This window comes from Streptomyces sp. NRRL S-337, assembly GCF_000720175.1.
Lineage (GTDB): Bacteria > Actinomycetota > Actinomycetes > Streptomycetales > Streptomycetaceae > Streptomyces > Streptomyces siderophoricus.
In genome coordinates, this window is record NZ_JOIX01000037.1 from 47,762 (window position 1) to 74,142 (window position 26,381).

Annotated in this window: 23 protein-coding genes and 1 pseudogene; 11 read left to right on the forward strand and 13 right to left on the reverse strand. The window is 73.4% G+C overall.

The genetic code is table 11. The features are described 5' to 3' along the window. Positions 1-57: 57 nt before the first annotated feature. Complete coding sequence (locus IG62_RS0124340) at positions 58-1,539, reverse strand: bifunctional phosphatase PAP2/diacylglycerol kinase family protein (protein WP_030807111.1); 1,482 nt, start codon at positions 1,537-1,539, stop codon at positions 58-60. Positions 1,540-1,587: 48 nt separating this feature from the next. On the opposite strand from IG62_RS0124340, the gene IG62_RS42195 reads away from it, so the two are divergent. The 7 genes from IG62_RS42195 (at position 1,588) to IG62_RS0124375 (ending at position 8,716) form a co-directional block, all read left to right on the forward strand. Next, a complete protein-coding gene (locus IG62_RS42195) occupies positions 1,588-2,058 on the forward strand; it encodes a GNAT family N-acetyltransferase (protein WP_051798513.1) in 471 nt (156 codons plus the stop codon). A gap of 59 nt (positions 2,059-2,117) precedes the next feature. Next, entirely contained in the window at positions 2,118-2,957 is an 840-nt protein-coding gene (locus IG62_RS0124350) for a hypothetical protein (protein WP_030807114.1), read from the forward strand. Between the two features lie 136 nt (positions 2,958-3,093). Next, on the forward strand, positions 3,094-4,308 hold the full coding sequence (locus tag IG62_RS0124355; protein ID WP_037839185.1) for an aminotransferase class I/II-fold pyridoxal phosphate-dependent enzyme: 1,215 nt from the start codon (positions 3,094-3,096) through the stop codon (positions 4,306-4,308). Between the two features lie 70 nt (positions 4,309-4,378). Beyond that, complete coding sequence (locus IG62_RS0124360) at positions 4,379-5,524, forward strand: MBL fold metallo-hydrolase (protein ID WP_030807120.1); 1,146 nt, start codon at positions 4,379-4,381, stop codon at positions 5,522-5,524. 263 nt (positions 5,525-5,787) lie between these two features. Then, positions 5,788-7,176, forward strand: coding sequence for an amino acid permease (locus IG62_RS0124365; protein WP_030807123.1), 1,389 nt, complete (start codon positions 5,788-5,790; stop codon positions 7,174-7,176). 48 nt (positions 7,177-7,224) lie between these two features. After that, a complete protein-coding gene (gene rfbB / locus IG62_RS0124370) occupies positions 7,225-8,205 on the forward strand; it encodes a dTDP-glucose 4,6-dehydratase (RefSeq protein ID WP_030807126.1) in 981 nt (326 codons plus the stop codon). A 136-nt stretch (positions 8,206-8,341) separates the two neighbouring features. Further along, the gene (locus tag IG62_RS0124375) at positions 8,342-8,716 is read left to right on the forward strand and encodes a nuclear transport factor 2 family protein (protein WP_030807129.1); all 375 of its coding nucleotides are present in this window, start codon (positions 8,342-8,344) and stop codon (positions 8,714-8,716) included. A gap of 12 nt (positions 8,717-8,728) precedes the next feature. Here the strand turns inward: IG62_RS0124375 and IG62_RS0124380 are convergent, their stop codons facing one another. After that, positions 8,729-9,547 carry a helix-turn-helix domain-containing protein gene (locus tag IG62_RS0124380; RefSeq protein WP_030807132.1) on the reverse strand — a complete coding sequence of 273 codons (819 nt, stop codon included), beginning with the start codon at positions 9,545-9,547 and terminating at the stop codon, positions 8,729-8,731. Positions 9,548-9,674: 127 nt separating this feature from the next. Here IG62_RS0124380 and IG62_RS0124385 point away from each other — a divergent pair, with 127 nt between their 5' ends. Beyond that, a complete protein-coding gene (locus tag IG62_RS0124385) occupies positions 9,675-9,983 on the forward strand; it encodes a 4a-hydroxytetrahydrobiopterin dehydratase (protein WP_030807135.1) in 309 nt (102 codons plus the stop codon). Between the two features lie 39 nt (positions 9,984-10,022). Here the strand turns inward: IG62_RS0124385 and IG62_RS0124390 are convergent, their stop codons facing one another. The 8 genes and pseudogenes from IG62_RS0124390 to IG62_RS0124425 form a co-directional block, all read right to left on the reverse strand. After that, positions 10,023-10,967 carry a YihY/virulence factor BrkB family protein gene (locus IG62_RS0124390; RefSeq protein ID WP_037839189.1) on the reverse strand — a complete coding sequence of 315 codons (945 nt, stop codon included), beginning with the start codon at positions 10,965-10,967 and terminating at the stop codon, positions 10,023-10,025. Positions 10,968-11,082: 115 nt separating this feature from the next. Continuing rightward, positions 11,083-12,461: pseudogene (locus IG62_RS42200) on the reverse strand (cryptochrome/photolyase family protein). A gap of 30 nt (positions 12,462-12,491) precedes the next feature. Continuing rightward, entirely contained in the window at positions 12,492-13,559 is a 1,068-nt protein-coding gene (locus IG62_RS0124400; RefSeq protein WP_030807140.1) for a DUF1266 domain-containing protein, read from the reverse strand. Positions 13,560-13,692: 133 nt separating this feature from the next. Then, positions 13,693-14,484 carry a VOC family protein gene (locus tag IG62_RS0124405; protein WP_030807143.1) on the reverse strand — a complete coding sequence of 264 codons (792 nt, stop codon included), beginning with the start codon at positions 14,482-14,484 and terminating at the stop codon, positions 13,693-13,695. 179 nt (positions 14,485-14,663) lie between these two features. Beyond that, positions 14,664-15,497, reverse strand: a complete 834-nt coding sequence (locus IG62_RS0124410; protein ID WP_030807146.1) for an aldo/keto reductase — start codon at positions 15,495-15,497, stop codon at positions 14,664-14,666. Positions 15,498-15,511: 14 nt separating this feature from the next. After that, positions 15,512-16,519, reverse strand: a complete 1,008-nt coding sequence (locus IG62_RS0124415) for a hypothetical protein (protein WP_199812518.1) — start codon at positions 16,517-16,519, stop codon at positions 15,512-15,514. 108 nt (positions 16,520-16,627) lie between these two features. Then, positions 16,628-18,454, reverse strand: coding sequence for an AMP-dependent synthetase/ligase (locus tag IG62_RS0124420; RefSeq protein ID WP_030807153.1), 1,827 nt, complete (start codon positions 18,452-18,454; stop codon positions 16,628-16,630). A 262-nt stretch (positions 18,455-18,716) separates the two neighbouring features. Next, positions 18,717-19,580, reverse strand: coding sequence for a LysR family transcriptional regulator (locus tag IG62_RS0124425; protein ID WP_030807156.1), 864 nt, complete (start codon positions 19,578-19,580; stop codon positions 18,717-18,719). Positions 19,581-19,838: 258 nt separating this feature from the next. Here IG62_RS0124425 and IG62_RS0124430 point away from each other — a divergent pair, with 258 nt between their 5' ends. Continuing rightward, positions 19,839-21,002 carry a bile acid:sodium symporter family protein gene (locus IG62_RS0124430; protein ID WP_158795085.1) on the forward strand — a complete coding sequence of 388 codons (1,164 nt, stop codon included), beginning with the start codon at positions 19,839-19,841 and terminating at the stop codon, positions 21,000-21,002. Here the strand turns inward: IG62_RS0124430 and IG62_RS0124435 are convergent. Further along, on the reverse strand, positions 20,885-22,861 hold the full coding sequence (locus IG62_RS0124435) for a sialidase family protein (RefSeq protein ID WP_030807163.1): 1,977 nt from the start codon (positions 22,859-22,861) through the stop codon (positions 20,885-20,887). The two genes, IG62_RS0124430 and IG62_RS0124435, sit on opposite strands and share 118 nt — an antisense overlap. 279 nt (positions 22,862-23,140) lie before the next feature. After that, a complete protein-coding gene (locus tag IG62_RS0124440; RefSeq protein WP_030807167.1) occupies positions 23,141-24,082 on the reverse strand; it encodes a quinone oxidoreductase family protein in 942 nt (313 codons plus the stop codon). Positions 24,083-24,217: 135 nt separating this feature from the next. Between IG62_RS0124440 and IG62_RS0124445 the strand changes: the two genes are divergently transcribed. Next, positions 24,218-24,664: a MarR family winged helix-turn-helix transcriptional regulator gene (locus IG62_RS0124445; protein WP_030807170.1), complete on the forward strand. Its 447-nt coding sequence runs from the start codon at positions 24,218-24,220 to the stop codon at positions 24,662-24,664. A 6-nt stretch (positions 24,665-24,670) separates the two neighbouring features. Here the strand turns inward: IG62_RS0124445 and fdhD are convergent, their stop codons facing one another. Then, positions 24,671-25,519: a formate dehydrogenase accessory sulfurtransferase FdhD gene (gene fdhD / locus IG62_RS0124450; protein ID WP_030807174.1), complete on the reverse strand. Its 849-nt coding sequence runs from the start codon at positions 25,517-25,519 to the stop codon at positions 24,671-24,673. Between the two features lie 262 nt (positions 25,520-25,781). On the opposite strand from fdhD, the gene IG62_RS0124455 reads away from it, so the two are divergent. Next, a complete protein-coding gene (locus IG62_RS0124455; RefSeq protein ID WP_030807177.1) occupies positions 25,782-26,123 on the forward strand; it encodes a chorismate mutase in 342 nt (113 codons plus the stop codon). The last annotated feature ends 258 nt before the right edge of the window (positions 26,124-26,381 follow it).

Genomic DNA, 26,381 nt, shown 5'->3' on the forward strand with positions numbered 1-26,381 from the left:
CCCGTCTCATGATGTGATCCGGCCGGGTGTCCGGGTCCACCGTGGCCGAGGCGTCGCTCAGTCGGGCAGCAGTCGATACACCGTCAGCGCCTCGCGCTCCTTCTCCAGCGTCAACTCGCCGCCGGACATGGCCACTTCACCGTCGTACGCGACCGCCGCGGTGTCCCCGAGCCCGCCGATCCGCAGCCGCGGCAGCCGCGCCTCGCCGAGCACCGGCGAGCGGCGCGGAGTGCCCATCAGGGCCGCCGCGAGCAGCCGGGTGCGGGCCAGCCGGCCGCCGTGCACCACCCGTACGTCGAGCACCCCGTCCGCCAGGTCGTGCCGGCGCACCGGTGCGAAACCCAGCCCCCGGTACTGGCAGTTGCCCACGAACAGCAGCCAGACCGAGCGCCGTTCGCCGCCGATCCGCACCGACATCGGTTCCGCGGAGCGCAGCACCTCCCACGCCGCGAGCACCCCCGCCGGCCAGGCACCGATCCGGCCCGCCCAGTGTTCCCGGATCCGCACCAGCTCCGGATAGACGCCCACCGAAAAGGTGTTGAGGAAATAGTGCCCCTCCCGGTGTGGGCCGGTCCGGAAGCGCGCCAGGTCGACCGCGACCGCCTCCCCGCTCTGCACGGCCCGCGCCGCCTCCGCGAAGCTCTCGATCCCCAGGTCGTACGCGAAGTGGTTGGCGGTACCGCCGGGCAGCACCGCCAGCGGCAGCCCGTGCCGCACCGCGACCGCCGCCGCCGCGTTGACCGTGCCGTCCCCGCCGACCACCCCCAGCGCGCCGCCCAGCTCCCGGGCCCGCTCCGCGGCGGCCTCCAGCGCCTCCTCCAGCGGCAGCCGTTCCGGCCCGTCGCACACCATCACCTCGGCCTCCGGCAGCACCGCGTGCACCTCGGCGGCCCGGTCCGGGCGCTGGCCCGTGCGCTGCCCGGAGCCCGGGTTCGCCACCACCACCAGCCCCCGGCCGCCGGGCAGCGCGGGCGCCTCCGCACGCGGCCGGGCCGGCGGCGCCAGCTGGGCGCGGGTCGGTACCAGCCCCCGTACCGCGAACGCCGCCCCCGCGCCCAGTGCGGCACCCGCCAGCACATCACCCGGATAGTGCACGCCCGTATAGATGCGGGAGAACGCCACCGAGACGGCGACCGGCGCCAGCGCCAGGCCCCACCACTTGTTCTCGAAGAACACCCCGGTCGCGAAGGCCGCCGCCGAGGCGGCGTGCCCGGACGGGAAGGAGGAGGTGAACGGCTGGCGGGTCAGCTGCCGTATCACCGGCACCGCGTCCAGCAGCGGACGCTGCCGGCGCACCGAGCGCTTGCCGAGCGTGTTCACCGTGGCCGAGGCGACGGCCAGGGACGCCACCCCGCGCAGCGCTGCCCGCCGCGCCGGCCGTCCGCCCAGTGCCACCGCGCCCGCCGCGATCCCGAACCACAGCACCCCATGATCGGCGCTGCGGGTCAGCCGGGGCAGCACCCGCTGGGCCCCGGGCCACTCGCGGGTGGCGATCAGGTCGAAGGTCCGCCGGTCGAGTTTGCTCAGGAGCGTTCGCATGCGGCACCTCCTACCCCCTCCCGACCGGAACTGTGCTTCCATCATCCGGTGCTGAGGAGACGACGGGCCACCGACCTCGACGCCTGCACGGCCGTACTGGCCGAGGTGCACGCGCACAGCGGATATCCCCACCACTGGCCGGACGACCCGGCGCGCTGGCTGACCCCCGACGGACTGACCGCCGCCTGGGTCGCCCTGTCGGCCGGCCGGATCGTCGGCCACGGCGCGCTGTGCGGACGCGAGGTCAGCCGCCTCTACGTCGCCCCCGGCGCCCGCGGCGCGGGCCACGGCGGACGCCTGCTCGGCGCCGTCGAGAACGCCGCGGCGGCCCGCGGACTGCGCCCCGTACTGGAGGTGAAGGCCACCGACACCGCGGCCATCGCCCTCTACGAGCGGCGCGGCTGGGTCCGCCACGCCACCGGGCAGCAGGACTGGGGAGCGGGGGAGAGGGTGACGGTGCACCGCTACGAGCGGGTCGGGCCGGCGAGGCGTGGGCTCCCCGCGTTCCCGCCTCGCTGATCGGGTGTTTCCGCGCCCCGGCGGGTGTGTGCCCGAACGGCCCGGCACACCGATGAGTCATGGCAGATTCCGAGAAGGCGGCACCGGGCCCGGAGGCCGGTGCGGTGCTCAGCACACGAGGGCTGCTGGGCGGCGCCGCGGCGATGCTCACGGTGTCCGCGGTGTTGATCTACGTGGCCGGCATCGTGGCGCTCGCGGCACGGATGAAGGTGCACGGGTTCTGGTGGGGACTGGTGCTCAGCCAGCTGCCCCGTGAGGTGCTCCAGGAGATCGCGGCCTCTTCGGTCCTGCTCCCCGCCCTGGCGTTCGCCGTGGTCGGCTACTTGCTCCCGAGACTGGTCCTGCCGGGCCACTCGCGGCTGCGCCGCGGACTCACCGTGCTCTTCGAGCGGGCGCCGCGATCCGCTTTCGTCCTGCTGACCGCGTTGTTGGCGGTTCCGGGAACCGTCGCCCTGATCCACGCCGGGACGGCCCGTGCGCGCTGGATGATCGTCCTGGCGGAGATCGTGCTCCTCCCGGCGGCGGCGTTCCTCGCCACCGCACTGCGGAAGATGCGCCGCTACCGGGAAGCCCAGCCCGGTGTCTGGATCGCGGCATGTACGACCGCGATGATGCTGACGGCCGTCCCGGGCGCGGTGGCCTGGTCGGCGAGTCTGCCGCTCTACGACGCGCGGGCCTGCGGGGCGGGTTACGAACTGGATGCCTACTTCATCGGTGCGGCCAGCGACTGGACCTATCTCGCCGAGCCCTCCTACGACCCCAAGACCGGCCGCGCGATCGCGCCGCAGCTGGTCATGGTCCCGACCAGCCGGGTGAACGCGGTGACCGTGACCCGGGGCGACACCGACTGCAGCCCCACCGAAGGCCAGCTCGGCACCACCAAGGCCGCGGCGTCCTGACGCCCCCCGGGGATCACCACCCGTCCCCGCGACGTGTCGCCCCCGGGCGGCACCGGCGCGATCTGCGAAGGTGGACGGGGCCGCCCATCATGTGATGGGCCCACGATCGACCCGCCGTCGTGGAGTGGAGGTACGGATGCAGCGGACCGCCCCCGATCCGCGGCCTGAGCCGGACCCGGACCCTCCGGTGGGCCTGCCGGTCCTGCCGGACCTCGCCGCGCACCTCGCCGCGGCCGCCGGCCGTACCGACGCCGAACCCCCCGGGGGCGGCGCCCCGCTGCGCACCGCCGCCGCCGGCCACTGGGAACGCCGCGGCCTGGCCACCGGCCCCGGCCAGATCCTCGCCGCACCCGGGGCGACCCCGCTGCTGCTCGCGCTGTACGCCGCCGCCGACGGCGCCGTGGTCCTGCCCCGGCCCTGCTCGGAGTCGTACGCACCGCCCGCCCGGCTGCTCGGCCGGGCGGTGCACCGGGCGCCGGTGCCCGCGGAGTCCGGTGGGCTGCCCGACCCGTTCGCGCTGCTGGAGACCGTCCGCCGGGCCCGCGGGCACGGCGACCCCCCGCGGGTGCTGGTGCTCTCCGTCCCTGACGACCCGACCGGCACCTGCCCCGCGCCCGAGCAGCTGCACGAGGTGTGCGAGGCGGCGGCCGAAGAGGGGCTGTGGGTCCTCAGCGACGAGACCCGCCGCGACCTGCTGCACGAACCGCACGACACCGTGCTGCTCAGCCCCGCCGAGATGCTGCCCGGCGAGGTCGTGGTGATCACGGACCTGCGCGCCACCCTGCTGCCCGCCTCCTGGCCCGCCGCGCTGGCCCGCTTCCCGGACACCCGCCGGGGCGCCGAGCTGCGCACCGCCACCCTGGAGGTGCTCGCCGAGCTCCGCACCCCGCTTCCGGGCCCGCTCGCCTGCGCCGTGACCCATGCGCTCGGCGAGCCCGACACCGTACGGGCCCGGACGGCCACCGTCGCCCGGATCCACAGCGTGCTCACCACCGCCCTCCACCACGTCCTCACCGAGGCGGGCGCCCTCTGCCGGCCGCCGCGCGCCGGCAGTCACCTCTACGCCGACCTGGAACCGCTGCGGCGCCCCCTCACCACCCATGGCATCGTCGAATCCACCGCGCTGGAACGGGAGTTGGCGCCCTGGGCGGCGCGCGGCGGACACCGCTTCGGCGACGATCCGGGCGCGCTGCGGGTCCGGCTGGGCGCCGAGGCCCTGCTGGGCGCCGACCAGGAGCTGCGGCAACGCGTCCTGGACGCCCCCGACCCGCTGCAACTCCCGCACATCACCGAGGCGTTGACCGCCCTTTCGCGCGCCCTGGCCGCGCTCACGGCCGCCGGGGACGGCTGATCCACCGGCCCTGCGCGCCCCGACCCCGTTGTGAACCGCCCCGGTTCTGTCCACCGAATGGAGCCCCTCGATGACCGAACAGACCGAGCGCTCCCTCGCCGAGCAGTCCGCCGACCACCGGGGCGGCATCGGCGCCGGACCGGGCGGGCCGGCGGACCCCGGCACCGCCCCGGCACCGGTCACCGCCCCGGCACCGGTCACCGCCCCGGCACCGGTCACCGACACCCCGCCGCCTCTGGCCGAGCCCCGCCCGCTGGGCGAAACCCGCACCTGGCCCCGGGACTTCACCGACCGGCTGACCGCCCCGCTGCCCGGCGTCCGCGCGCTGGCCCGGATCGCCCGCGAGGGCAAGCTGCGCCCGGCCCCCGAAACGCTGCGGGAGATCCAGCAGCTGCCGTTCGAGCCGGGCCCGCTGCCGGCCGCCGGCCCCACCACCGTCGCCCTCACCTGGGCCGGCCACGCCAGCTGGATCATCCGGATCGCCGGCCTGACCCTCCTGACCGACCCGGTCTGGTCCCGCAAGATCCTCGGCACCCCGCCCCGGGTCACCCCCGTCGGCGTCCGCTGGGAGGACCTGCCGCCGGTCGACGCCGTCCTCATCAGCCACAACCACTACGACCACCTCGACATCCCCACCCTCAAGCGGCTGCCCCGGCACACCCCGCTGCTGCTGCCCGCCGGACTGGCCTGCTGGGCCCGCCGGCGCGGCTTCCGCCACGTCACCGACCTCGACTGGTGGGAAGCGGTCGAACTCCCCGCACCCGGCGGCCCGGTGCGCCTCGACTTCGTCCCCGCCCACCACTGGAGCAAGCGCACCCTCACCGACACCTGCCGCTCCCTGTGGGGCGGCTGGCTGCTCACCGCCCCCGACGGACGGCGGGTCCACTTCGCCGGGGACACCGGCTACGGCCACTGGTTCGAGGAGATCGGCCGCCGCTACCCGGGCATCGACCTGTCACTGCTGCCGATCGGCGCCTACGACCCGCGCTGGATGCTGCGCCCGGTGCACACCGACCCCGAGGAGGCGGTCCGGGCCTGCCAGGATCTGGGCGCCCGCGCGCTGGTGCCGATGCACTGGTCCACGTTCCTGCTCTCCGGTGAGCCGCCGCTGGAACCGCTGCGCAGGGTCCGCGCCGCCTGGGAGACGACCGGCCGCCCCCGCGAGGACCTGTGGGACCTGCCCGTGGGTGCGTCCCGGGTACTGGCGGAACGCTGACGGGACGGTACGGCCGGGGCCGCGGCGGGACGGCTCCCACCACCGCCACGGTGCGGTGCGCGCCTTCGAGGAGCGGATCGGCCGCGCGGTGCCACCGCGGACGAAATACGGCCCGACGGCCCGGCCTCCGAAGGTTTTGCCGCGCCGGACCACCCTCCGCCGCACAAATCCCGCTGATTTGGGCCCCGGCCGTTCGATCACCGACCATTACCGTTGCTCGGTAACCCCGGGTGCACCGCGCACGACGAGAGGCCCACCACGCCATGCACGACCGGCACACCCGCCGCTTCGGTCTCGGGACCGCCACCTGCCTGGTGATGGGCAACATCATCGGCGGCGGAATCTTCCTCCTCCCGGCTTCCGTGGCCCCCTTCGGCACCGTCAGCCTGGTCGCCTTCGGCGTGCTCACCATCGGCGCGGTCGCCCTCGCCCTGGTCTTCGGCCGGCTCGCCGAGCGCCACCCGGACACCGGCGGGCCCTACGTCTACGCGCGCGAGGCGTTCGGCGACTTCGCCGGCTTCCTCTCGGCCTGGTCGTACTGGACCATGACCTGGGTCAGCAACGCCGCCCTCGCGGTCGCCGCCGTCGGCTACGTGCACGTCCTCGTCCCCGGCCACGCCTCCGCCGGCACCGACCTGCTGGTCGCGCTCGCCGCCCTCTGGCTCCCGGCCCTCGCCAACTTCGCCGGCACCCGCTACGTGGGCGCCGTCCAGATGGTCTCCACGATCCTCAAGTTCGTCCCGCTGCTCTTCATCGCGGTCGTCGGACTGTTCTTCTTCGACCCGCACAACCTGGGCCCGTTCCACGCCGGCCACGGCAGCGCACTCGGCGGCATGTCCGCCGCCGCCGCGATCCTGCTCTACTCCTACGTCGGCGTGGAGTCCGCGGCGATGAGCGCCGGCGAGGTCCGCGACCCGGAGCGCAACGTCGGCCGGGCCACCGTCCTCGGCACCGTCGGCGCCGCCGTCGTCTACCTGCTGGGCACCCTCGCGGTCTTCGGCACCGTCGCGCACACCAAGCTGGTGAACTCCACGGCGCCGTTCTCGGACGCGGTGAACGCGATGTTCGGCGGCCACTGGGGCGGCACCCTCGTCGCCGGCGCCGCCGTCGTCTCGATCATCGGCGCGCTCAACGGCTGGACGCTGATGAGCGCCCAGTCGCCGTACGCCGCCGCCAAGGACGGCCTCTTCCCCGCGCCGTTCCTGATCAAGCGCCGCGGTGTCCCCACCGTCGGCGTGCTCGCCGCCGTCGTCCTCGCCAGCGCGCTGACCGTCATCAACTACTTCCTCGGCACCGGCGGCGTCTTCCAGATCCTGGTGCTGATCACCACCTTCTCCGCCACCGTCCCCTACCTCCTCGCCGCCGGCGCCCAGGTCTACTTCCTCCTCACCGGCCGCCGCGACCGGGTCCGCCCGGCCCGCTTCGCCCGCGACCTGACCCTCGCGCTGGCCGCCTTCGGCTTCACCTTCTGGCTCGTCGCCGGCGCCGGCTACGCCGCGATCTACCAGGGCGTGCTGTTCCTCTTCGCCGGAATCCTCGTCTACGCCTGGATGGCCGCCCGCCGCACCACCCGGCAGGCCCCCACGGCCGGCCCGGCGGCCCCCGGGGCCGACCACACGGACGACCAGGAACCCGCGCGCCTTGCCGGGTGACCGCACCGGGGACAATGCCCCGGGCGCCCCGACGGAGAGGACAGCGTGATGCGGCTGCTGGTCACCGGTGCCGCCGGTTTCATCGGCTCGCACTACGTGCGCGGCCTGCTGGGCGGGGCGTACCCCGGCGCCGGGGACGTCCGGGTCACCGTGCTCGACAAGCTCACCTACGCCGGCAACCCGGCCAACCTCGCGCCGGTGCGCGACCATCCCGGCCTCACCTTCGTCCGGGGCGACATCTGCGACGGTCCGCTGCTCGCCGACCTGCTGCCCGGGCACGACGCGGTGCTCAACTTCGCCGCGGAGTCCCACGTCGACCGCTCCATAGCCGGCGCGGACGCCTTCGTCCGCACCAACGTGCTCGGCACCCACACCCTCCTGGAAGCGGTGCGCCGCACCGGCGTACCGCGCTTCGTCCAGATCTCCACCGACGAGGTGTACGGCTCCATCGAGGACGGGGCGTGGACCGAGGAGAGCCCGCTGCTGCCCAACTCGCCCTACGCGGCGACCAAGGCCAGCGCCGACCTCCTCGTCCGGTCCTACGCCCGCACCTACGGGCTGGACGCGAGCATCACCCGCTGCAGCAACAACTACGGGCCGTACCAGTACCCGGAGAAGGTCATCCCGCTGTTCGTGACCTCCCTGCTGTCCGGCGGGACCGTGCCGCTCTACGGCGACGGCCGGCACGTCCGTGACTGGCTGCACGTCGACGACCACTGCCGCGGCATCCACCTCGTACTGGAACGGGGCCGCCCCGGCGAGGTCTACCACATAGGCGGCGGCGAGGAACTGACCAATCTGCACCTGACCAAGCTGCTGCTGGACGCCTGCGGCGCCGGCCCGGACCGGATCCGCCACGTCGCCGACCGGCCCGGCCACGACCGCCGCTACGCCCTCGACGACCGCAAGCTGCGCGCGCTGGGCTACGCCCCCGAGGTGCCGTTCCGCACCGGACTGCTGCGCACCGTCGCCTGGTACCGCGACAACCCCGGCTGGTGGCAGCCGCTGCGCGTCCCGCACCCCCGCTGACGAGGGCCATTACCTCCGACGTCATCGACCCCGGCCGCGCCGCCCGGCAAGCTGAGGGCACCGGTTCACGGGCCGGCGCACTCCGGCCCGTGAACCGCGATCCCCACATGGTTACGGACGTGACGAGGAGCAGATCATGACGGAGCAGCAGCGGTACGCGGACGCGGTGGCACGGTACTTCGAGGCGTGGAACGCGACCGAGGAGGAGGCGCTCGGGAAGGCCGTCGCCGCGGCCTTCGACGGGCAGGCCACCTACACCGACCCGCTGGCCGACGTGGCCGGCCACGACGGACTGGCGGCGGTGATCACCGGGGCCCACGCGCAGTTCCCGGGATTCGTCTTCCGGCAGCTGGGGGACGTGGACGGGCACCACGACGTGGCGCGGTTCGGCTGGGAGCTGGTGGCGCCGGACGGCACGGCGCCGGTCGCCGGCTTCGACGTGGTGCGGCTGGCCGACGACGGGCGGATCCGCACCGTGGTGGGGTTCCTGGACCGGGTGCCCGCCATGTGAGGGGCGGGCCCGTTATCCGGCCTGCTCGCGCAGATAGGTGACCGTTTCCGGGTCGGCGGGGAGGAAGGTCTCCACCGCGAGTTCGGAAACGGTCACATCCATCGGGGTGTTGAACGTGGCGATGGTCGAGATGAAGGACAGCACCCGGCCGTCGTGCTCGATCATCATCGGCAACGCGAACGGCGCATGACCGCCGAAGGACGCCCGCTCGCGGCCGCCCGGAGGCAGCGGATAGCCGCTCACCTCCTCATAGAGCGCACGCAGCGGCGCGGACCGCATCAGGGCCAGCTGGCGCTCCATCTGGCCGAGCAGATGCTCGCGCCATTCCAGGAAGTTGCGGATGCGGGGCGCCAGGCCCCCCGGGTGCAAGGTGATCCGCATGGCGTTCAGCGGCGGCGTGAGGAGGGCCGGGTCGACGTCCGCCAGCAGCATGGTGATGCCGCGGTTCGCCGCCTGGACGGTGTAGAGCCCGTCGACCACCAGCGCCGGGAACGGCTCGTAGCCGGTCAGCAGCCGTTCCAGACCGGAGCGCAGGGCATCCATGGCGGGGTCGTCCAGCGGGGTCTCGGGGAAGGTGGGGGCGTAGCCGGCGGCGATCAGCAGCGCGTTGCGCTCGCGTACGGGTACGTCGAGGTGTTCGGCCAGGCGGAGCACCATCTCCTGGCTCGGGCGGGAGCGGCCGGTCTCGATGAAGCTGATGTGCCGGGCGGAGGAGTCGGCGCGCAGCGCCAGCTCCAGCTGGCTGATCCGGCGCCGGTCACGCCATTCGCGCAGCAGCGCGCCCACCCCTGCGCTCGTCTCCGGCGGGGCCGGCGCCGCAACAGTCGTCATGGCGATGACGGTAATCGATCGGCGGCCCGACGTACGATCGAATTGTCAGGAACCGTCAACCGGCACAGATGACGGGACGTCACCGCGCACGGCGGCGGCACGACGACACCGGTGAGAGGGGAACGCGATGGCCCAGGTGGAACCGCTCGGTGAGAAGGAGATCGAGGAACGGCTCGCGGAGCTGCCGGGCTGGTCCGTCGAGGACGACCGGCTGTGCCGCAGCTACCACTTCCCAGGACACCTCCCGGCGGCCGTGATGGTCATGCACATCGCCCGCATCCAGGAGGAGTTGGACCACCACGCCGATCTGACGCTGGGCTACAACCGGCTGACCGTCGCGGTGAACACCCACAGCATCGGCGGCAAGGTCACCGACCTCGACTTCGGACTGGCCCGCCGCATCGAGGAGATCGCCGGGGCACACAGCGCGCACTGACCGGTGCGGCACCCGCCCGCCCCGCCGGGCGGGCCGCGCTCAGTCGCCCGAGCGCGGCTTCACCACCCGGCCCGCCCGGGCCAGCTCCACGTTGAACTGCGCGCCCGACAGCAGCGACAGGTGCGAGAACCACAGCCAGATCAGGAACACCACCGGCCCCGCCAGCGAGCCGTAGAGCCGGTTGAAGGTGCCGACGCAGTCGACGTAGACGGCGAACCCCGCGGACGACACCAGCCACAGCAGCACCGCGACCACGCCGCCGGGCGCCGCCCGCCGCACCCCGCGCGAACTCGGCGGCCCGGACCGGAACAGCACCATGGCCAGCACGGCCGCCAGGACCAGCAGCAGCGGCCACTTCAGCACGTTCCAGGTGGCCTCACCGGCATCGCCCAGCCCGAGCGCCCGGCCCGCCCAGGCCGCGATCGGCCCACTCGCCAGCAGCGCCACCGCACTGCTGATCAGCAGCGCCATCAGCAGCAGCGCGGTGGCCAGGATCCGCGGCGCCTTGCGCCACGGCGGCCGGTCGTCCTTCGTCCGGTGCATGGCGTGCAGCGCCCGGCGGAACACCGCCAGATAGCTGCACGACGACCACAGCGCGCTGACCAGCGCACCGCCCACCACCACCCACGCCGCGGTGCGCTGCTGCGCCATGGTGGCCAGCGCGCGGTGCACGGTGCCGCCCGACCCGGCCGGCGCCAGCGAACTGATCTGCTCGACGAGCTGCTCGGTGGCCGCCGGATCGGCCAGGCCGATCAGCGACACCGTGACGATCAACGACGGCAGCAGCGCCAGAACCGAGTAGTACGTCAGGCTCGCCGCCCAGTCCGTGACGTCGTCGTGCCACACCGACAGCGGTGTCCGGCGCAGTGCGGTGCGGCACTGGGCCCAGGTGGGACGGGTGGCCGGCTGCCGCGGCCCGGCCGCCCCCAGGGCCCGGTCCAGCAGTGTCCGGTCCATCCCGCGACGCGTCCCGGTGTCGCCCATGTCGTCATCCGTCCTCTCCGTCGGTACCTGCATCATCCCCCGGCGGCGGGACCGCCCACGCCACGGTGACCACCACCCGCGGTGCGGTGGCCCGGCGACGTTCCCGCCCGTACCGCTACTTCTGCCCGCGTGCGCGCCGGAACCGCAGTGCCGCGTCCGCCAGGTCCACCAGCGGCTCCGGGTAGTCGAGCGCGGCGCGCCCGGGCCCGCTCAGCCGCCACGGCCGGTGCACCGAGGGCCCGGCGAGGCCCGCCAACTCCGGGACCCACCGCCGCACATATTCACCCTCCGGGTCGAACCGTCCGGCCTGCACGAGCGGATTGAGCACCCGGTTGGGCCGGGTGTCGGTCCCGGTCCCCGCCACCCACTGCCAGTTCAGCTGGTTGTTGGCCATGTCGCCGTCCACCAGCAGGTCCAGGAAGTGCCGGGCACCCACCCGCCAGTCCACGTACAGCGTCTTGGTCAGGAAGCCGGCCACCAGCATCCGGGCCCGGTTGTGCATCCATCCCTCGTGCCGCAACTGCCGCATCGCCGCGTCGATCACCGGGAACCCGGTCCGGCCGGCCTTCCAGGCCGCCACCTCCGCGTCCGCCCGCCGCCACCGGTCGCCACGGGAACGGTAGTCGGCGGCCGCCGCATCCGGGCGGGCGGCCAGTACCTGGTGGTGGAAGTCCCGCCAGGCCAGCTGCCGTACGAAGGACTCAGGGCCGGCCCCGGCACGCCCGGACGCCTGGTGCACCAGCTCCACCGGCGAGAGACAGCCGAAGTGCAGATACGGCGACAGTCGCGAGGTGGCATCGCCCGCGAGGTCGTCCCGCCGCTCCTCGTAAGCGGCGAGACCGGACCGCTGCCAGGACGCGAACCGGCGGCGGCCGGCCCGCTCGCCGCCCTCCGGGAGCGCCGGCGACGGCCGGCCGCCCGGGCACAGCTCCGCCGCCGACGGCACCGCCCCGGACCGCACCCCCTCCGGCACCGGCACCGCCCGCGGTGCCGGCAGCACCGCCCGCAGCTTCTCGGCCCGCCAGCGCCGGAAGTACGGGTGAAGACCGCGAAGTGGTCCCGGCCCGGCCCGGTGGGCAGCACCGCACCCGGCGGCACGGCGGTGATCACCGCGTCGTGGACGACCAGCGCCCGCCCGTCCCCGGCCAGCGCCGCGGCCAGCCGCCGCTCCCTGCGCTGCGCGTAGCCGCTCACCCCGGCCGCGAGATGCACCTCCCCGGCCCCGGCCTCCGCCGCGACCCGGCAGGTCTCCGTCACCACGTCGCCCGTACGGAGGACCAGCCGGCCGCCCCGTTCGCGCAGCTGCGCATCGAGGTCCGCCAGCGCTCCGGCCAGGAAAGCGGCCCGGTTGGGCACCGTGAACCCGGCTCGTGCGATGCCGGTATCGACCACGAACAGCGGCACCACCCGCGACGCGGCGCGCAACGCGGCCCGCAGCACCGGCTGGTCGTGCACCCGCAGATCGGAACTGAACAGACAGATCGCCACATCCATGGCCCCTCTCTACACCGGGCCGCGGTGGGATCAGGCGAACGGCAGGCCCCGCCACGGCGAGGACGGATCCTGGGTGAGCACCCGGTGCAGATGCACCGTCTCCGCGTACGCGGCACCGAACCAGCCGTTGTCGAAGGCCAGCACCCGGCCCAGCGCGTAGCCCGCGGCGAACTCCTCCCACGAGCCGTACACCTCCCCCGCCCGCGCCCCGGCGCGCTGGACCGCCTGCTCGGCCTGCGGCGGCGCGCACAGCCGGGCGCCCAGGCCCCACCGGACCAGGGCCACGGCATGGGCGAGGTCCAGCGCCACCACGGACACCACCGCACCGCCGGCCGGCAGCAGTCCGTCCGCGCGGAACCGCTCCTCGTACCGGGTCACCAGCTCGGGCAGGTCGGGCGCCGCGTCCGCCGCCTTCGGTGCCCCGTCCCCGTCCCCGTCCCCGTCCGCGGTGCGCCGGTCCGCCCGGGCGCGCAGCGCCGCCTCGGCGTCCGCCGGCGCGAACCGGCCCGCCAGCAGCTGCTCCAGGCGCTGCTGCCAGCCCACCGGATCGGTCACCGACCACTGCTCGCGCAGCGTGTCGGCGTCCGTCGCGGGATCGAGGAACGCCGTCCCCAGCTCGTTCCAGGGCACGCTGTGATGCACCGCCAGCGGCGCGCCGCACGCCAGCCCCTGAGCCACCGGCCCGTGCAGCGGACCGCCGAAGTGCGTGACGAGCAGCCCGCCCGGCCGCACCCCCACCTGGGCGCGGACCCGCAGCCAGCCGGCCCGGTGGGCGGGCGTGGCGGCCAGGTACGCGGCGCACGGCGTGCCGGGGTTGACCGCCAGCCGCCACTTGTCGTTCGGCCAGTCCTGCGCCAGCTCCTCCAGCGACACCCGGTCGAAGAACTGCTGCGGCTGCCACGGCGGCAGCATGCCGCGGGTCAGGACGGGGATGCACTTCCCGCCCACCGCCGGGTCGTCGTAGACGGGCAGCGGATCCTGGCCCGGCTGCGGGGCCGCCAGATACAGGTCCTCGCCGGCGATCGCGGTGACCTGCCCGTCCCCGTCACCACGTGCCGTCGCTTCATACAGCCGCCGCTCGGTATCCGTCGGCGGCATCCATCCCGGAGTTGCCACGGCTTTGACCCTACGAGTACCCCCGCGCGCCGCGGACTTCGGGGTTGCCGGCCCGGCAACGCCGCTTGCGGTCGCCGCCCGACCGGGCCCGGCCGCGGGCGTCCGGTTCCGGTCGTCAGCCCTGGTTCAGCGGATTCGGCGTGATCACGGCGAAGGTGGCGCCCTGCGGGTCCGTCACCACGGCCATCCGGCCGGCCATCATGTCGAACGGCTGCTGGAGCGCCGCGCCGCCGGCCGCGGTCACCTTCTCCACCGTCCGGTCGGTGTCCGCCACCGAGAAGTACGGCAGCCAGTGCGAGGGCGTGTCGGGCGCCATCTGCTCGGACATCGGCTGCATACCGCCCACGGCCTGGTCCTTCACCTTGAGCGCGTAGTAGTTGTCGGCGCCTTGCAGGGGGACGCTCTCGATGCCCAGCGCGGCCTGGTAGAAGGCGGCCGCGGCGGAGCGGTCGGTGGTGTTGAGCTCGTTCCAGATCAGCGCGCCGTGCTCGTTGACGATGCCCGCGCCGGGGAAGTCGACGGCCTGCCAGACGCCGAACACCGCCCCCGTCGGGTCGGCTGCGATGCACATCCGGCCGAGCGACATCACGTCCGTGACGGGCATCAGGATCGTGCCGCCGGCCTTGCTGACCGCGTCCGAGGCGGTGTCCGCGTCGTCGGCGGCGAGATAGGTGGTCCACACCGTGGGCGGCGGGGGCTGGTTGTCCATCGCGAGCGCGGCCATGATGCCGGCCACCGGCCTGTCCTTCAGCTGGCACACCGCGTAGCCGCCGGTCTCGGGGGGCCCGATCTCACCGGTCCAGCCGAAGACGCTCGCATAGAAATCGATGGCGGCCTGCTGGTCGGGGGCCGCTAGGTCGACCCAGCAGGGGGTCCCGGGCTGATAGGGAGAGGTGACATCGGGCATCGTGGCCTCCTCGGGGGCAGGGGCGGGGCGGGCCGCGCGAACCGCCCGCCGGGCGCGCCCGGGGAGCCCGCACGCTCCACCCTCCACACTTCCTGCCGTCCGCCGACCCCGCCACTCGGGCCGGACCGCCCACGGCACGGCGCCGCCCGGCGGTCCGGGCGGCGCCGTGCGCGCGGGACTCAGGCCATGTCGAACGTGGCCGGGTCCGGGCCGAGGCGGCTGCCGGTGTCCAGGCCGGCCAGCTCCACGAGGTCGTCACCGTCCAGCTCGAAGCCGAACACGTCGATGTTCTCGACGATCCGCGAGGGGGTGACGGACTTCGGGATGACGACGTTGCCGATCTGGAGGTGCCAGCGCAGCACCACCTGGGCGGGCGTCCTGCCGTGCTTGGTGGCGATCCGGCCGATCGTCGGGTCGTCGAGGAGGCCACGGCCCTGGCCGAGCGGCGACCAGGCCTCGGTCGCGATGCCGTGCCGGACGTGGAAGGCGCGGGACTCCTCCTGCTGGAGATGCGGGTGCAGCTCGATCTGGTTGACGGCCGGGACGACGGAGGTCTCGCCCAGCAGCCGCTGCAGGTGCTCGGGGAGGAAGTTCGAGACGCCGATGGCCTTGGCGCGGCCGTCGGCGAGGATCCTCTCCAGCGCCTTGTAGGTCTCGGTGTAGATGCCCTTGGCCGGGACCGGCCAGTGGATGAGGTAGAGGTCCACGTACTCCAGGCCGAGCTTGGTCAGCGAGGCGTCGAAGGCGCGGAGCGCCGCGTCGTAGCCATGATCGGAGTTCCACAGCTTGGTCGTGACGAACAGCTCTTCCCGGGGGATGCCCGAGGCGGCGAGCGCCTTGCCCGTGCCCTCTTCGTTGCCGTAGGCCGCCGCGGTGTCGATGCTGCGGTAGCCGGCGGCCAGGGCCTGCCCGACGGCGGTGAACGCCTGGTCGTCCTCGACCTGCCAGACGCCGTAGCCGAGCTGCGGCATGGCCGTGCCGTTGTTGAGCGTGATGGACGGAACCTTGCTCACGGGGGGATCGGTCCTTACGTCGACGTTCGTGTTCCGGATCGTTCAACGATCATCCGCCCTGGCACATTCCCGCGCACGCCGGCGGTGAGTTCGCCGAGAGTGAAGCCGCCCGCACAGAGCACCACCACCCCGGCGAACAGTTCCAGCGCGCCCACCAGGCCGGGCAGCCCGCCGGAGACCGCCGGTGCGCCGGGGGAGAGGCCGTCGGCGATCGCCCGGCCGAGCCACAGACAGCCGCCGCAGGCGAACGCCGAGGCACCACCCGTCCATGCCAGGGCGAGCGGCACCCGCACCCGCAGCCGGGGCCGGAGCCGCGGGAGGACCAGGAGCAGCAGCCCGGCCGCGCCGGCGAGCGAGAGCAGACCCTGCGACCAGTCCGACGCGGCGCTCAGCACCGTACGCCCGGCCGCGTCATCCGCCGGCACCCCGAGCGCCGAGCCCGCGCCCCACAGCACCTGCACACCGCCCAGTACGGCGAGCAGCACCGCCGCGGGCACCAGGAAGATCCGCTGCAGCGCCCGGCTACCGGTGTCCGGCAGCGCGTCCACCGGGCGCCGCAGCAGACCGCCCCACCGCTGGTGCGCGTACACCGCGAAGGCGCCGAGCAGGGCCACGCCCTCCACGAGGAAGCCGCCGTAGACCACACCGCACACCCAGGGCGCGAGGAAGTCCCCGGCCGCCATCGGGTTGGGCCGGCCCGTCAGCAGACCCGCGACGCTGCCGCCCACCACGCCCGTGACCAGAGGAACCAGCAGCCCGGAGGCCATCCACAGCGGGAAGGCCAGCAGCCAGGCGGGGACGCGCCGGCCGCCCGGACGGGCCAGGGTGTGCGCCACCACCGCCGCGACCGCGTCGAGCAGGAAGGTGAAGAGGTTGGCCGCCAACCAGGCGGCGCGGCCGATGCGGTGGGTGTCGACCACACCGACGTCGAAGCCCAGCACCCACAGCAGTTTGAGCACCAGATAGGGCAGGCAGGCGACGACCGCGATCCGGCCGAGGACGGTGAGACGGCGAGAGTCCATGCAGCGGAGTCTGCTGCGCCGCCGGCCCGGGATCCTCGTGCCCGGGACCGATCCTGCTCCGCCGCACGGGGGAGCCCGCCCCGGGCCCAACCCCCGGCCCGGCCCGCCTCACCCCTTGTACAGGGCGTCCACCTCGACCGAGTACGCCGTCTCGATCGCCTTGCGCTTGAGCTTCAGCGACGGCGTCAGCAGCCCGTGCTCCTCGCTGAACTGGTGGGCCAGTATCCGGAACGTACGGATCGACTCGGCCTGCGAGACCAGCGTGTTGGCGGCCACCACGGCACGCCGGATCTCGGTCTCCAGGTCCGGGTCGCGCACCAGGTCCGACGGCGGCATCTCCGGCTTGCCGCGCATGGCCAGCCAGTGCGCGACGGCCTCCGGGTCGAGGGTGACCAGCGCGGCGATGAACGGCCGGTCGTTGCCGACGACGATGCACTGGGCGACCAGCGGATGCGCCCGCACCCGCTCCTCCAGGGACACCGGCGAGACCGTCTTGCCACCGGAGGTGACCAGCACCTCCTTCTTCCGGCCGGTGATCGTCAGATAGCCGTCCTCGTCGAGGGCGCCCAGGTCACCGGTGGCGAACCAGCCGTCGTGCAGCACCGCGTCGGTCGCCTTGGGGTCGTTGTGGTAGCCCTGGAAGATCTGCCCGCCGTACAGCCAGATCTCGCCGTCCTCCGCGATGTGCACGGTCGTGCCGGGGACGGGCGTGCCGACGGTGCCGAAGCGGGTCCGCTCGGGCGGGTTGGCGGTGGCCGCCGCGGTGCTCTCGGTCAGGCCGTAGCCCTCGAAGATCCGCACCCCGGCACCGGCGAAGAACAGCCCCAGCCGGCGCCCCATCGCCGAGCCACCGGACATCGCGTGCCGCACCCGGCCGCCCATCGCCGTACGGACCTTGCTGTAGACCAGCTTGTCGAAGAGCTGGTGCTGCATCCGCAGGGAGGCGCTGGGGCCCGAACCGGTGCCGAACGCCTTGTTCTCCTGCGCCTCGGCGTAACGGACCGCGATCTCCACGGCCTTGTCGAACGGGCCGGCCTTGCCCTCCGCCTCGGCCTTCCGCCGGGCCGCGGCGAAGACCTTCTCGAAGATGTACGGCACCGCCAGGATGAACGTCGGCCGGAAGGTCTGCAGGTCGGGCAGGAGCGCCCGGGCCGCCAACTCGGGCTGGTGGCCCAGCTTGACCCGGCCGCGGACCGCGGCGACCTGCACCATCCGCCCGAAGACGTGCGCCAGCGGCAGGAACAGCAGGGTCGCCGCCTCGTCGTTCGGCTTCGAGGTGAAGACCGTCTCGTAGCGCATGACGATGTTGTCGGCCTCGGCCATGAAATTGGCGTGGGTGATCACACAGCCCTTGGGCCGGCCGGTGGTGCCCGAGGTGTAGATGAGCGTCGCGGTGGCGTCCGGGGTGACCGCCATCCGGTGGCGGTGCACCACGTCGTCCTCGATGTGCGCACCGGCCGCGGTCAGCTCGGCCACCGGGTCGGCGTCCAGCTGCCACAGCTTGCGCAGGTGCGGAAGCCGGTCGATGACCGAGCCGACGGTCATCGCGTGGTCCTCGTGCTCCACCAGGCACGCCGAGACGCCCGCGTTGTGCAGCATCCAGAAGACCTGCTCGGCGGAGGACGTCGGATACAGCGGGACGGACTGGACACCGATCGACCACAGCGCGAAGTCGAACAGGGTCCACTCATAGCGCGTACGGGACATGATGCCGACCCGGTCGCCGAACCGGACGCCCTGCGCGAGCAGGCCCTTGGCCAGCGCGATCACCTCGTCCCGGAACTGGGCGGCGGTGACGTCCTGCCAGTTCCCCGCGTCGTCCTTGCGGGCCAGCGCGACGCGCCCGGGATCGGCCTCGGCGTTGTCGTACACGGCATCTGCCAGCCCGCCGACCCGGGGCGCGGTCGCCAGAGGGGGGACGGTGAACTCGCGCAATGACCTAGCTCCTCGTGGTGTTGCTCACAAGGCCGCGACCGTACCCCACAGGGGCGTCATCCGGCAGGTGCCTACCACGGCGCGAAGACGTCCCCACGGGAACGCGCCAAGAGGAGAAAACGGATGACTTTGGAGAAGCAGGGACACGATCCGGGCTGTTCAACGCCGGACGATCACGACGCCGGGACCATATCTGCACCAAATCTCTGCACCTGACACCGGATCACACGCTCTGTTCGCGGAACATCCGTGGTCACGCCCGCTACGGAAGCTGCAGCCGGTCGCCGCCGGCCAGAATCGCCTCGGCCAGCGCCTCCGCCGGGCCCCGGGCCGCGCGATCGCGCCGCCCATGGAGAAGAGCGAAATCCACGCCGCCCAGTTCCGGCAGACCCGACCGTGGCTGAATCTGCACCAGGCCTGGCGGGATCATGCCCTTGGTATGCGCCATAACGCCCAGACCCGCCCGAGTTGCGGCGATCAGTCCGTTGAGGCTTCCGCTGGTGCAGGCGATCCGCCACTCCCGGCCCTGCCGCTCCAGCGCCTCCAGCGCCCGGGCCCGGGTGACCGCGGGCGGCGGGAAGACCACCAGCGGAACCGGCCGCTGCGGATCCAGCCGCAGCCGCTCGGCGCCCACCCACACCAGCCGGTCGCGCCACACCAGCCGGCCGCGGGTCTCCTCCGGACGCCGCTTGGCGAGCACGAGATCCAGCCGCCCGGCCGCCAGCAGCTCGTGCAGCGTGCCCGACAGCTCCACGGTCAGCTCCAGATCGACCTCGGGGTGATCCCGCCGGAACTCTTCGAGGACCTCCGGCAGCCTGGTCAGCACGAAGTCCTCCGACGCCCCGAACCGCAGCCGGCCGCGCAGCCGGGTCCCCGCGAAGAAGCTCGCGGCCCGCTCGTTCGCCTCCAGGATCGTGCGCGCGAAACCGAGCATCGCCTCGCCGTCCTCGGTCAGCTCCACGCCATGGGTGTCCCGGACGAACAACCGCCGCCCGGCCGCCTCCTCCAGCTTCCGCACGTGCTGGCTCGCGGTGGACTGCCGCAGCCCGAGCCGCTGCGCGGCCTGCGTGAAGCTGAGCGTCTGCGCCACCGCCAGAAAGGTGCGCAGCTGCACGGGCTCGAACATGACACCTCCAGGGGGCATGGGGCAGCCCTCGCCGACGTTTACGGACCCGGCGATCGCGAGGACCCTCACGATTCATGGGCCCTCACGATTCGTGGGCCATCACAATGGGCCATCGCGATCCATGATGACAGTGAGCACGGTAAGAGGGCTTCCCGATCGCCGCCCGGCCCGGCACCCTGGGCAGGGCACCGTCCCCCCGCCCCACACCGCCCGTCAGCCCCGCACCGCCGCCGCCCGCCGGACCACCGAAGAGAGACCATGCGCCACCCCCTGCCCAAGCCGCCCTCCTGGCTGCCCGTGGACGGCTACATCCTGGCGCTGGTCGGCACCGTCGCCCTGGCCGCACTGCTGCCCGCCCGCGGACCGGCCGCCACGATCGCCGACGGCGCCTCCACGACAGCCGTCGCGCTGCTCTTCTTCCTCTACGGCGCCCGGCTCTCCACCCGCGAGGCGATGGCCGGGCTGCGCCACTGGCGGCTCCACGTGACCGTCCTGGCCTGCACCTTCGCCGTCTTCCCGGTGCTCGGCCTGGCCGCCCGCGGACTCGTCCCGTACGTCTTGCCGCCCGCCTTGTACACCGGGCTGCTGTTCCTGTGCCTGGTCCCCTCGACGGTCCAGTCGTCGATCGCCTTCACCTCCCTCGCCCGCGGCAACGTCGCGGCCGCGATCTGCGCCGGCTCCTTCTCCAGCCTCGTCGGCATCGTCGTCACCCCGCTGCTCGCCGGGCTGGTGCTGCACGGCAGCGGCGGCGGATTCTCGGCCGGCTCGCTGGTCTCGATCGTCTGCCAGCTGCTGCTCCCGTTCCTGGCCGGGCAATTCCTGCGCCGCTGGATCGGGCCGTTCCTCACCCGCCACAAGAAGGCCCTCGGCTACGTGGACCGCGGCTCGATCCTGCTCGTCGTCTACAGCGCCTTCAGCACCGGGATGGTCCAGGGCATCTGGCACCAGGTCTCGCCGCTGCGGCTGCTGTGCCTGCTGGGCGTGGAGGCCGTGCTGCTCGCGGTGATGCTGACCGGGACGTCGTACGGGTCGCGCCGGCTCGGCTTCGGCCGCGCGGACCGCATCGCGATCACCTTCGCCGGGTCCAAGAAGAGCCTGGCGGCCGGGCTGCCGATGGCCAGCGTGCTGTTCGGTGCCCAGGCCGGCCTGGCGGTGCTGCCGCTGATGCTCTTCCACCAGATGCAGCTGATGGTGTGTGCCGTGCTGGCCCGACGGTGGGGCGCAGACGCGGAGGCGGAGGCGGAGGCGGGACCGGAGCCGCGGCGGGAGGGCGACCACCCCGCCGCGACGGCCGGCGGCGGGAGTTACCTGCCCGGTCCGCCCACCCGGTCCAACGACAGCCCCAGCACCAGCGGCGCGCTCACCGAGGCGTCGTCCTCGCGGACGCCGGACAGCTCCGCGTCGGTCAGCGCCCGGCGGTAGACCCGCACCTCGTCCAGCGCGCCGGTGAACTGCGCGCGGGCGTCCGGCTTCTGCCCGAGGTGGACACCGAAGACCGAACCGCGGCTGACCGACCCCGGAACGTCGGGCACGACGGTGGTCTCGGTGCCGTCGACGGTGAGCAGCAGCCGGCCCCCGGTGCGGCGCAGCGCCAGATGGTGCCAGTCGCCGTCGTTGTAGGCGCCGTTGGTGACGGCCTGCGCGGTGGCGGCCGGCTTGGCGCCGTCGACCGCGGTGAGCCGGGCGACGATCCTGCCGTGCACCGGATCGCCCTCCAGCGCGACCTGGGGCGCCCTGGTGCCCACGCCGCCCATCCACAGCAGCGGCTGCTCCCCGGTCCCGGCGTCGTAACGGAACCACAGGCTGCAGGTGAAGTCGTGCGTGCCCAGCGGGAGGGAGGTGCGGAACGGGAGGCGTACGGCGTCGTCCTTGCCGTCGAAGTCGAGCGCCCCGCCGAACCGGCCGTCGGTGCGGCGCGGACCGCCGAGGACGAGCGCGGGCCGGGCGCCAAGGGCGGTGTCGCGGGTCGTGGGATCGGGGCCGCGGCGCGGGCCGAGCCACTCCTCGGTGAAGCGGACGAAGCGGATCTCGTCCCGGGCGTCGACCCGGCCGCCCTCGTACATCAGGCCGGTGACGTCGGGGGAGACGGCGACCAGGTCCGAGTAGCCGGACCAGTCGGTGGTGACCCGGGCGCCCCGGTCGGCGCCCTCCCAGGTGCGGCCCTCGTCCCAGGAGGAGCGGATGGTCATGGTCCGGCGGCGGTCGGGGTCGGCGGGCGCGGCGAAGAGGGTGCGGCTGCGGCCGCCGGCGGCGGACGAGTGCGGCAGGCGCAGTGCGGAAGCCTGCACCATCGGCGTATAGAGGTCGGGGAGGGCGCGGAACGGGGCGCTGAAGGAGTCGCCGCCGTCTTGGCTGACCGCCCACGTCCGATGTCCCAGGTCGGTGCCGTCCTGTTCGCGGCCGTTGACGTAGATCGCGCCGTCGGAACGTTCCAGCAGCGTCATCTCCGAAGGCTTCTGCCGAAAGGTCCCGTCCGCGGCGATCGGCCAGGTGTCGAGCGCGCCGACCTTCCAGGTGTCCCCGTCGTCGTCGCTGTGGACCAGGGCGGCGTGGTTGGCGGTGACCCGATCACCCGCGTAACTCTCGGCGTTGATGCCGAAGACCAGCCGGCCCGCGTGCCGCCCGCGGGTGAGCTGGATGCCGTGCACGGGGCCGGTGGCATACCAGGAATTCCACCGCGCGGGCCGGATGTCGGACGTCAGATCACGGGGCGCGGACCAGGTGGCGCCGTCGTCGTCGCTGTACTGCAGGTGCGGAGTGCGGTCACAGGGCACATCGCAGCTCAGCCCGTCCGCCCGGCCCTTGTTGTACGTCTCGGCGAGCACGATGCGACCGGTACGGCGGTCCACGACGGGCGCCGGATTGCCGTGGGTGTCGCCGCCGCCGCGATTGACGACCTGGAGCGGACCCCAGGTGCGGCCGCCGTCGGTGGAGCGTTTGAGTACCAGGTCGATGTCGCCGGAGTCGCCGCAGTCGTGCCGCCGGCCCTCGGCGAAGGCGAGCAGGGCGCCGTGGGTGGACCTGACCACGGCCGGTATCCGGAAGCAGAAATAGCCCTGTTCCTGGGCGGCCTTGAAGAGGACCTGCTGCTCGAAGCCGCCGGCCGGCGGCGCTGCCGCGGCGGCGCCGGGCGCGTCCGACGCCGCGTCGGGTGCCGCCTGGGCGGGGGAGTTCGGCAGGAGGGTGAGGGCTGCGGCGGTCAGCGCGGAGAGCAGGAGGGCGGCGCGGCGGCGCCTGGATCTGCGGCGGGGGCTGGGGTGTGCGCGGAGAACTGACGTCATGGTCCGGCCTGCCCTTCGAGGGATCGGCGGTCGGGTCATCAGGACATCCCACGTCCTATGTGCATCCCTGACGGAAGCTACTGCCGCGTGCGGACCGCGACAAGGAGGTGCGACGGTTCTCCGCGCCCCAACCGCAATTCACTCGCCCGGACCCACCTGCCCCGCCCTCCCAGGCCCTGCTTCTCCCGCCCTCCCAGGCTGTGCTTCTCCCGCCCTCCCAGGCTGTGCTTCTCCCGCCCTCCCAGCCCTGCGATGTCGCCGGTCGCTGGTCGCCGGTGGTCACGGCCGCAGCACGACCTTGCCGAGGTTGGTCCGGCCCTCGATGATCTCGTGCGCCTTCGCGGCGTCCGCCAGCGGGAGTTCGGCATGGACCGCTACCCGCAGGCGCCCGGAACCGGCAAGTTCCCACAGCTGTTCGCGGTGGCGTTCGTACCGCTCCCGGTGGACGGTGGCGAACCGCCGCATGGTCAGCCCGGTGACGGTCTTGGAACCGGCCAGCAGCTCGTACGCCGGGACGGTCCCGCCACCGGAGTTGAAGAAGACCAGCCGGCCGCCCTCGGCCACCGCGGCCAGTGCCCGCGGCAGCACCTCTCCGCCCACCCCGTCCAGCACCACGTCGACCGGCTCGCCCCAGGACTCCTGGTCGTACGTCACCACCTCGTCGGCGCCCAGGCCGTACAGGAACTCCGCCTTGGCGGCCGAGCTGACGGCGGCCACCACCCGCGGCACGCCCTGCAACTTGGCCAGTTGGACGGCGAGGTGCCCGGTGCCGCTGGCCGCGCCGGTGATCAGCACCGACTCGGCGCCCTGCGGGTCCGCGGTGCTGAGCGCGGCGAGCGCGACCTGCCCGCTGCGCACCAGCGCCACCGCGTCCACCGCGCTCGCCCCGTCCGGTATCCGGCTCGCCAGGAAGGCGGGCGCCAGGGCGAGTTCGGTGTAGGAGCCGGTGAGGGTGAGCGAGGTGACGCGGTCGCCGACGGCGAAGCCGGTGACGTCCGGGCCGAGCGCGACGACCTCGCCGGCGATCTCCCCGCCGGGCATCGAAGGAAGCGGATCGCCGCCGCCCTTGCCGTCGCCGCGGACCCGCCGCACGCACGGCAGGGTGACGCCGATCGCCTCGGTGCGGACCAGGAGTTCACCGGGACCGGGCACCGGCGCCTCGGCCTCCTCGACGCGCAGGACCTCGGGACCGCCGTAGGCATGGAATCGGACTCGGCGCATGGGCCGGCACCTCCGGGAAGAGTCGGCCGACGGGCGCCGGCCGTTTCATTGGGTTCCCCAACGATAACCACAAACCATTGGGTGGGCCAATGGTTTTTCGTTGGTTGTCCCTATGGAATTCGCTACGGTGGTCCCATGTCCGACGACACCCCCTACGCCCCTAGCCGTATCCGCGCCCTCCCCAGCTGGCTGCTGGGCCGCGCCGCGGCCCGCGGCCACCGACTGGTCGCCGACGCCCTCGCCACCGAGGGCATGCGGATGATGCACCACGCCGTCCTGTCGGCGGTCGACGAGCTCGGCCCGGTCTCACAGGCGGAACTCGGGCGGACCGTCGGCATCGACCCCAAGGACATGGTCGCGCTGGTCAACGACCTGCAGAAGGACGGACTGGTCACCCGCACCCCCGACCCCAACGACCGGCGCAAGAACGCCGTCGAGATCTCCCCGGCCGGCAAACAGCGACTCCGCCGCACCCAGCAGCTCGGCGACCAGGCCAACGCGGAACTCACCGCCGCCCTGACCCCCGACGAACGCGCCCAGCTGATCACCCTGCTCGGCAAGATCACCGCGCCGGAGCGGTGACCGGCCTCAGCCCGTCGCGGCCGTCGCGGGCAGGGCGAGGCGGTGCTCACCCGCGTACACGTTCATCGACGCACCGCGCAGAAAGCCCACCAGGGTCAGACCCGTCTCCGCCGCCAGGTCCACGGCCAGCGACGACGGGGCCGAGACCGCGGCCAGGACCGGAATCCCCGCCATCACGGCCTTCTGCGCCAGCTCGAACGACGCCCGGCCCGAAACCAGCAGAACGGTCCGGGAGAGCGGCAGTTGCCCGTCCTGCAGGGCGCGGCCGATCAGCTTGTCGACGGCGTTGTGCCGCCCCACGTCCTCCCGTATGTCGAGCAGCTCGCCGTCCTCGGTGAACAGGGCCGCCGCATGGAGCCCCCCGGTCCGGTCGAAGACCCGCTGGGCCGCCCGCAGCCGGTCGGGGAGTCCGGCCAGCAGCTCCGGCTCCAGCCGCAGCGGCGGGGCGTCATCGATCGGCCAGCGGGCCGTCGTACGCACCGCGTCGAGGCTCGCCTTGCCGCACAGCCCGCAGGAAGAAGTCGTGTAGACGTTCCGCTCAAGGGTGATGTCGGGGACCGTCACGCCCGGCGCGGTCTTCACGTCCACCACGTTGTACGTATTCGCCCCGTCCGCCGTCGCACCCGCGCAGTACACGATGTTCTGCAGATCACCGGCGCCGCCCAGCACCCCCTCGCTGACCAGGAACCCCGCCGCCAGGGCGAAGTCGTCGCCCGGGGTGCGCATGGTGATCGCCAGCGGCTTCCCGTTCAGCCGGATCTCCAGTGGTTCCTCGGCGACGAGCGTGTCCGGACGGGTGGAGACCGCCCCGTCCCGGATGCGGATGACCTTGCGTCGCTCCGTGACTCGTCCCATGTCGTCCTCAGTCCCGGTTCGGTATGTGCTGGTGGCCGCAGCGCTTCACGGTCTCATTGTCCTGCACGTACGGACCGGCCTTGCATCCGAGGCCGCCCGGCCGCCGCGGCGGACCCCGGCGGCGACGTCGACCGGCAACGGCCTGCGTGGTCCGATCCGCGAGACCGCACCCGGCTGCCACCCCTCGGCCGGGTAATGTGCATGTGATCACCAGCGAAGTACCGAGCGACGCACCGGAACGACCACGGATGGCGAGAGGCACATGAGCGAAGGGACACCGGCGGCCGGCGAAGCGGCCACCGTCGCCGACCAGGCGGCCCGTGAGCAACTGCGTTATCTGCGCGGCAGCATCGACAACCTTGACGCCGCGCTGGTGCATCTGCTCGCCGAGCGCTTCAAGTGCACCCAGCAGGTCGGTGAACTCAAGGCCCGGCACAACCTGCCGCCCGCCGACCCGGCCCGCGAGGCGGCGCAGATCGAGCGCCTGCGCCGCCTGGCCGAGGACGCCCGGCTGGACCCGGCGTTCGCGGAGAAGTTCCTCAACTTCATCATCGACGAAGTGGTCCGCCACCATAAGGCCATCGCCAAGCAGAACAACCGCTGACGGCGCTTGGCTCTCCTCCCACGTACCCGTCTGCGGCGCCGCGGGGCGCTGCGCTTTGCGGCGCCCCCTACGTACTTGGCCGTCCCGCCGCGGTTGTTGTTCGCCGTTGCGCTTTGCGGCGCCCCCTACGTACCTGTCTTTCCCGCCGCGGGGCGTCTGGCCGTTGCGCCTGCGGCGGGCTGGGTTTGTGTTGGGTGCGGTGACGGGCCTCCGGGGCCTTGTTCGTGGACTGCTGTCGCTTTACGTCCACGAACAAGG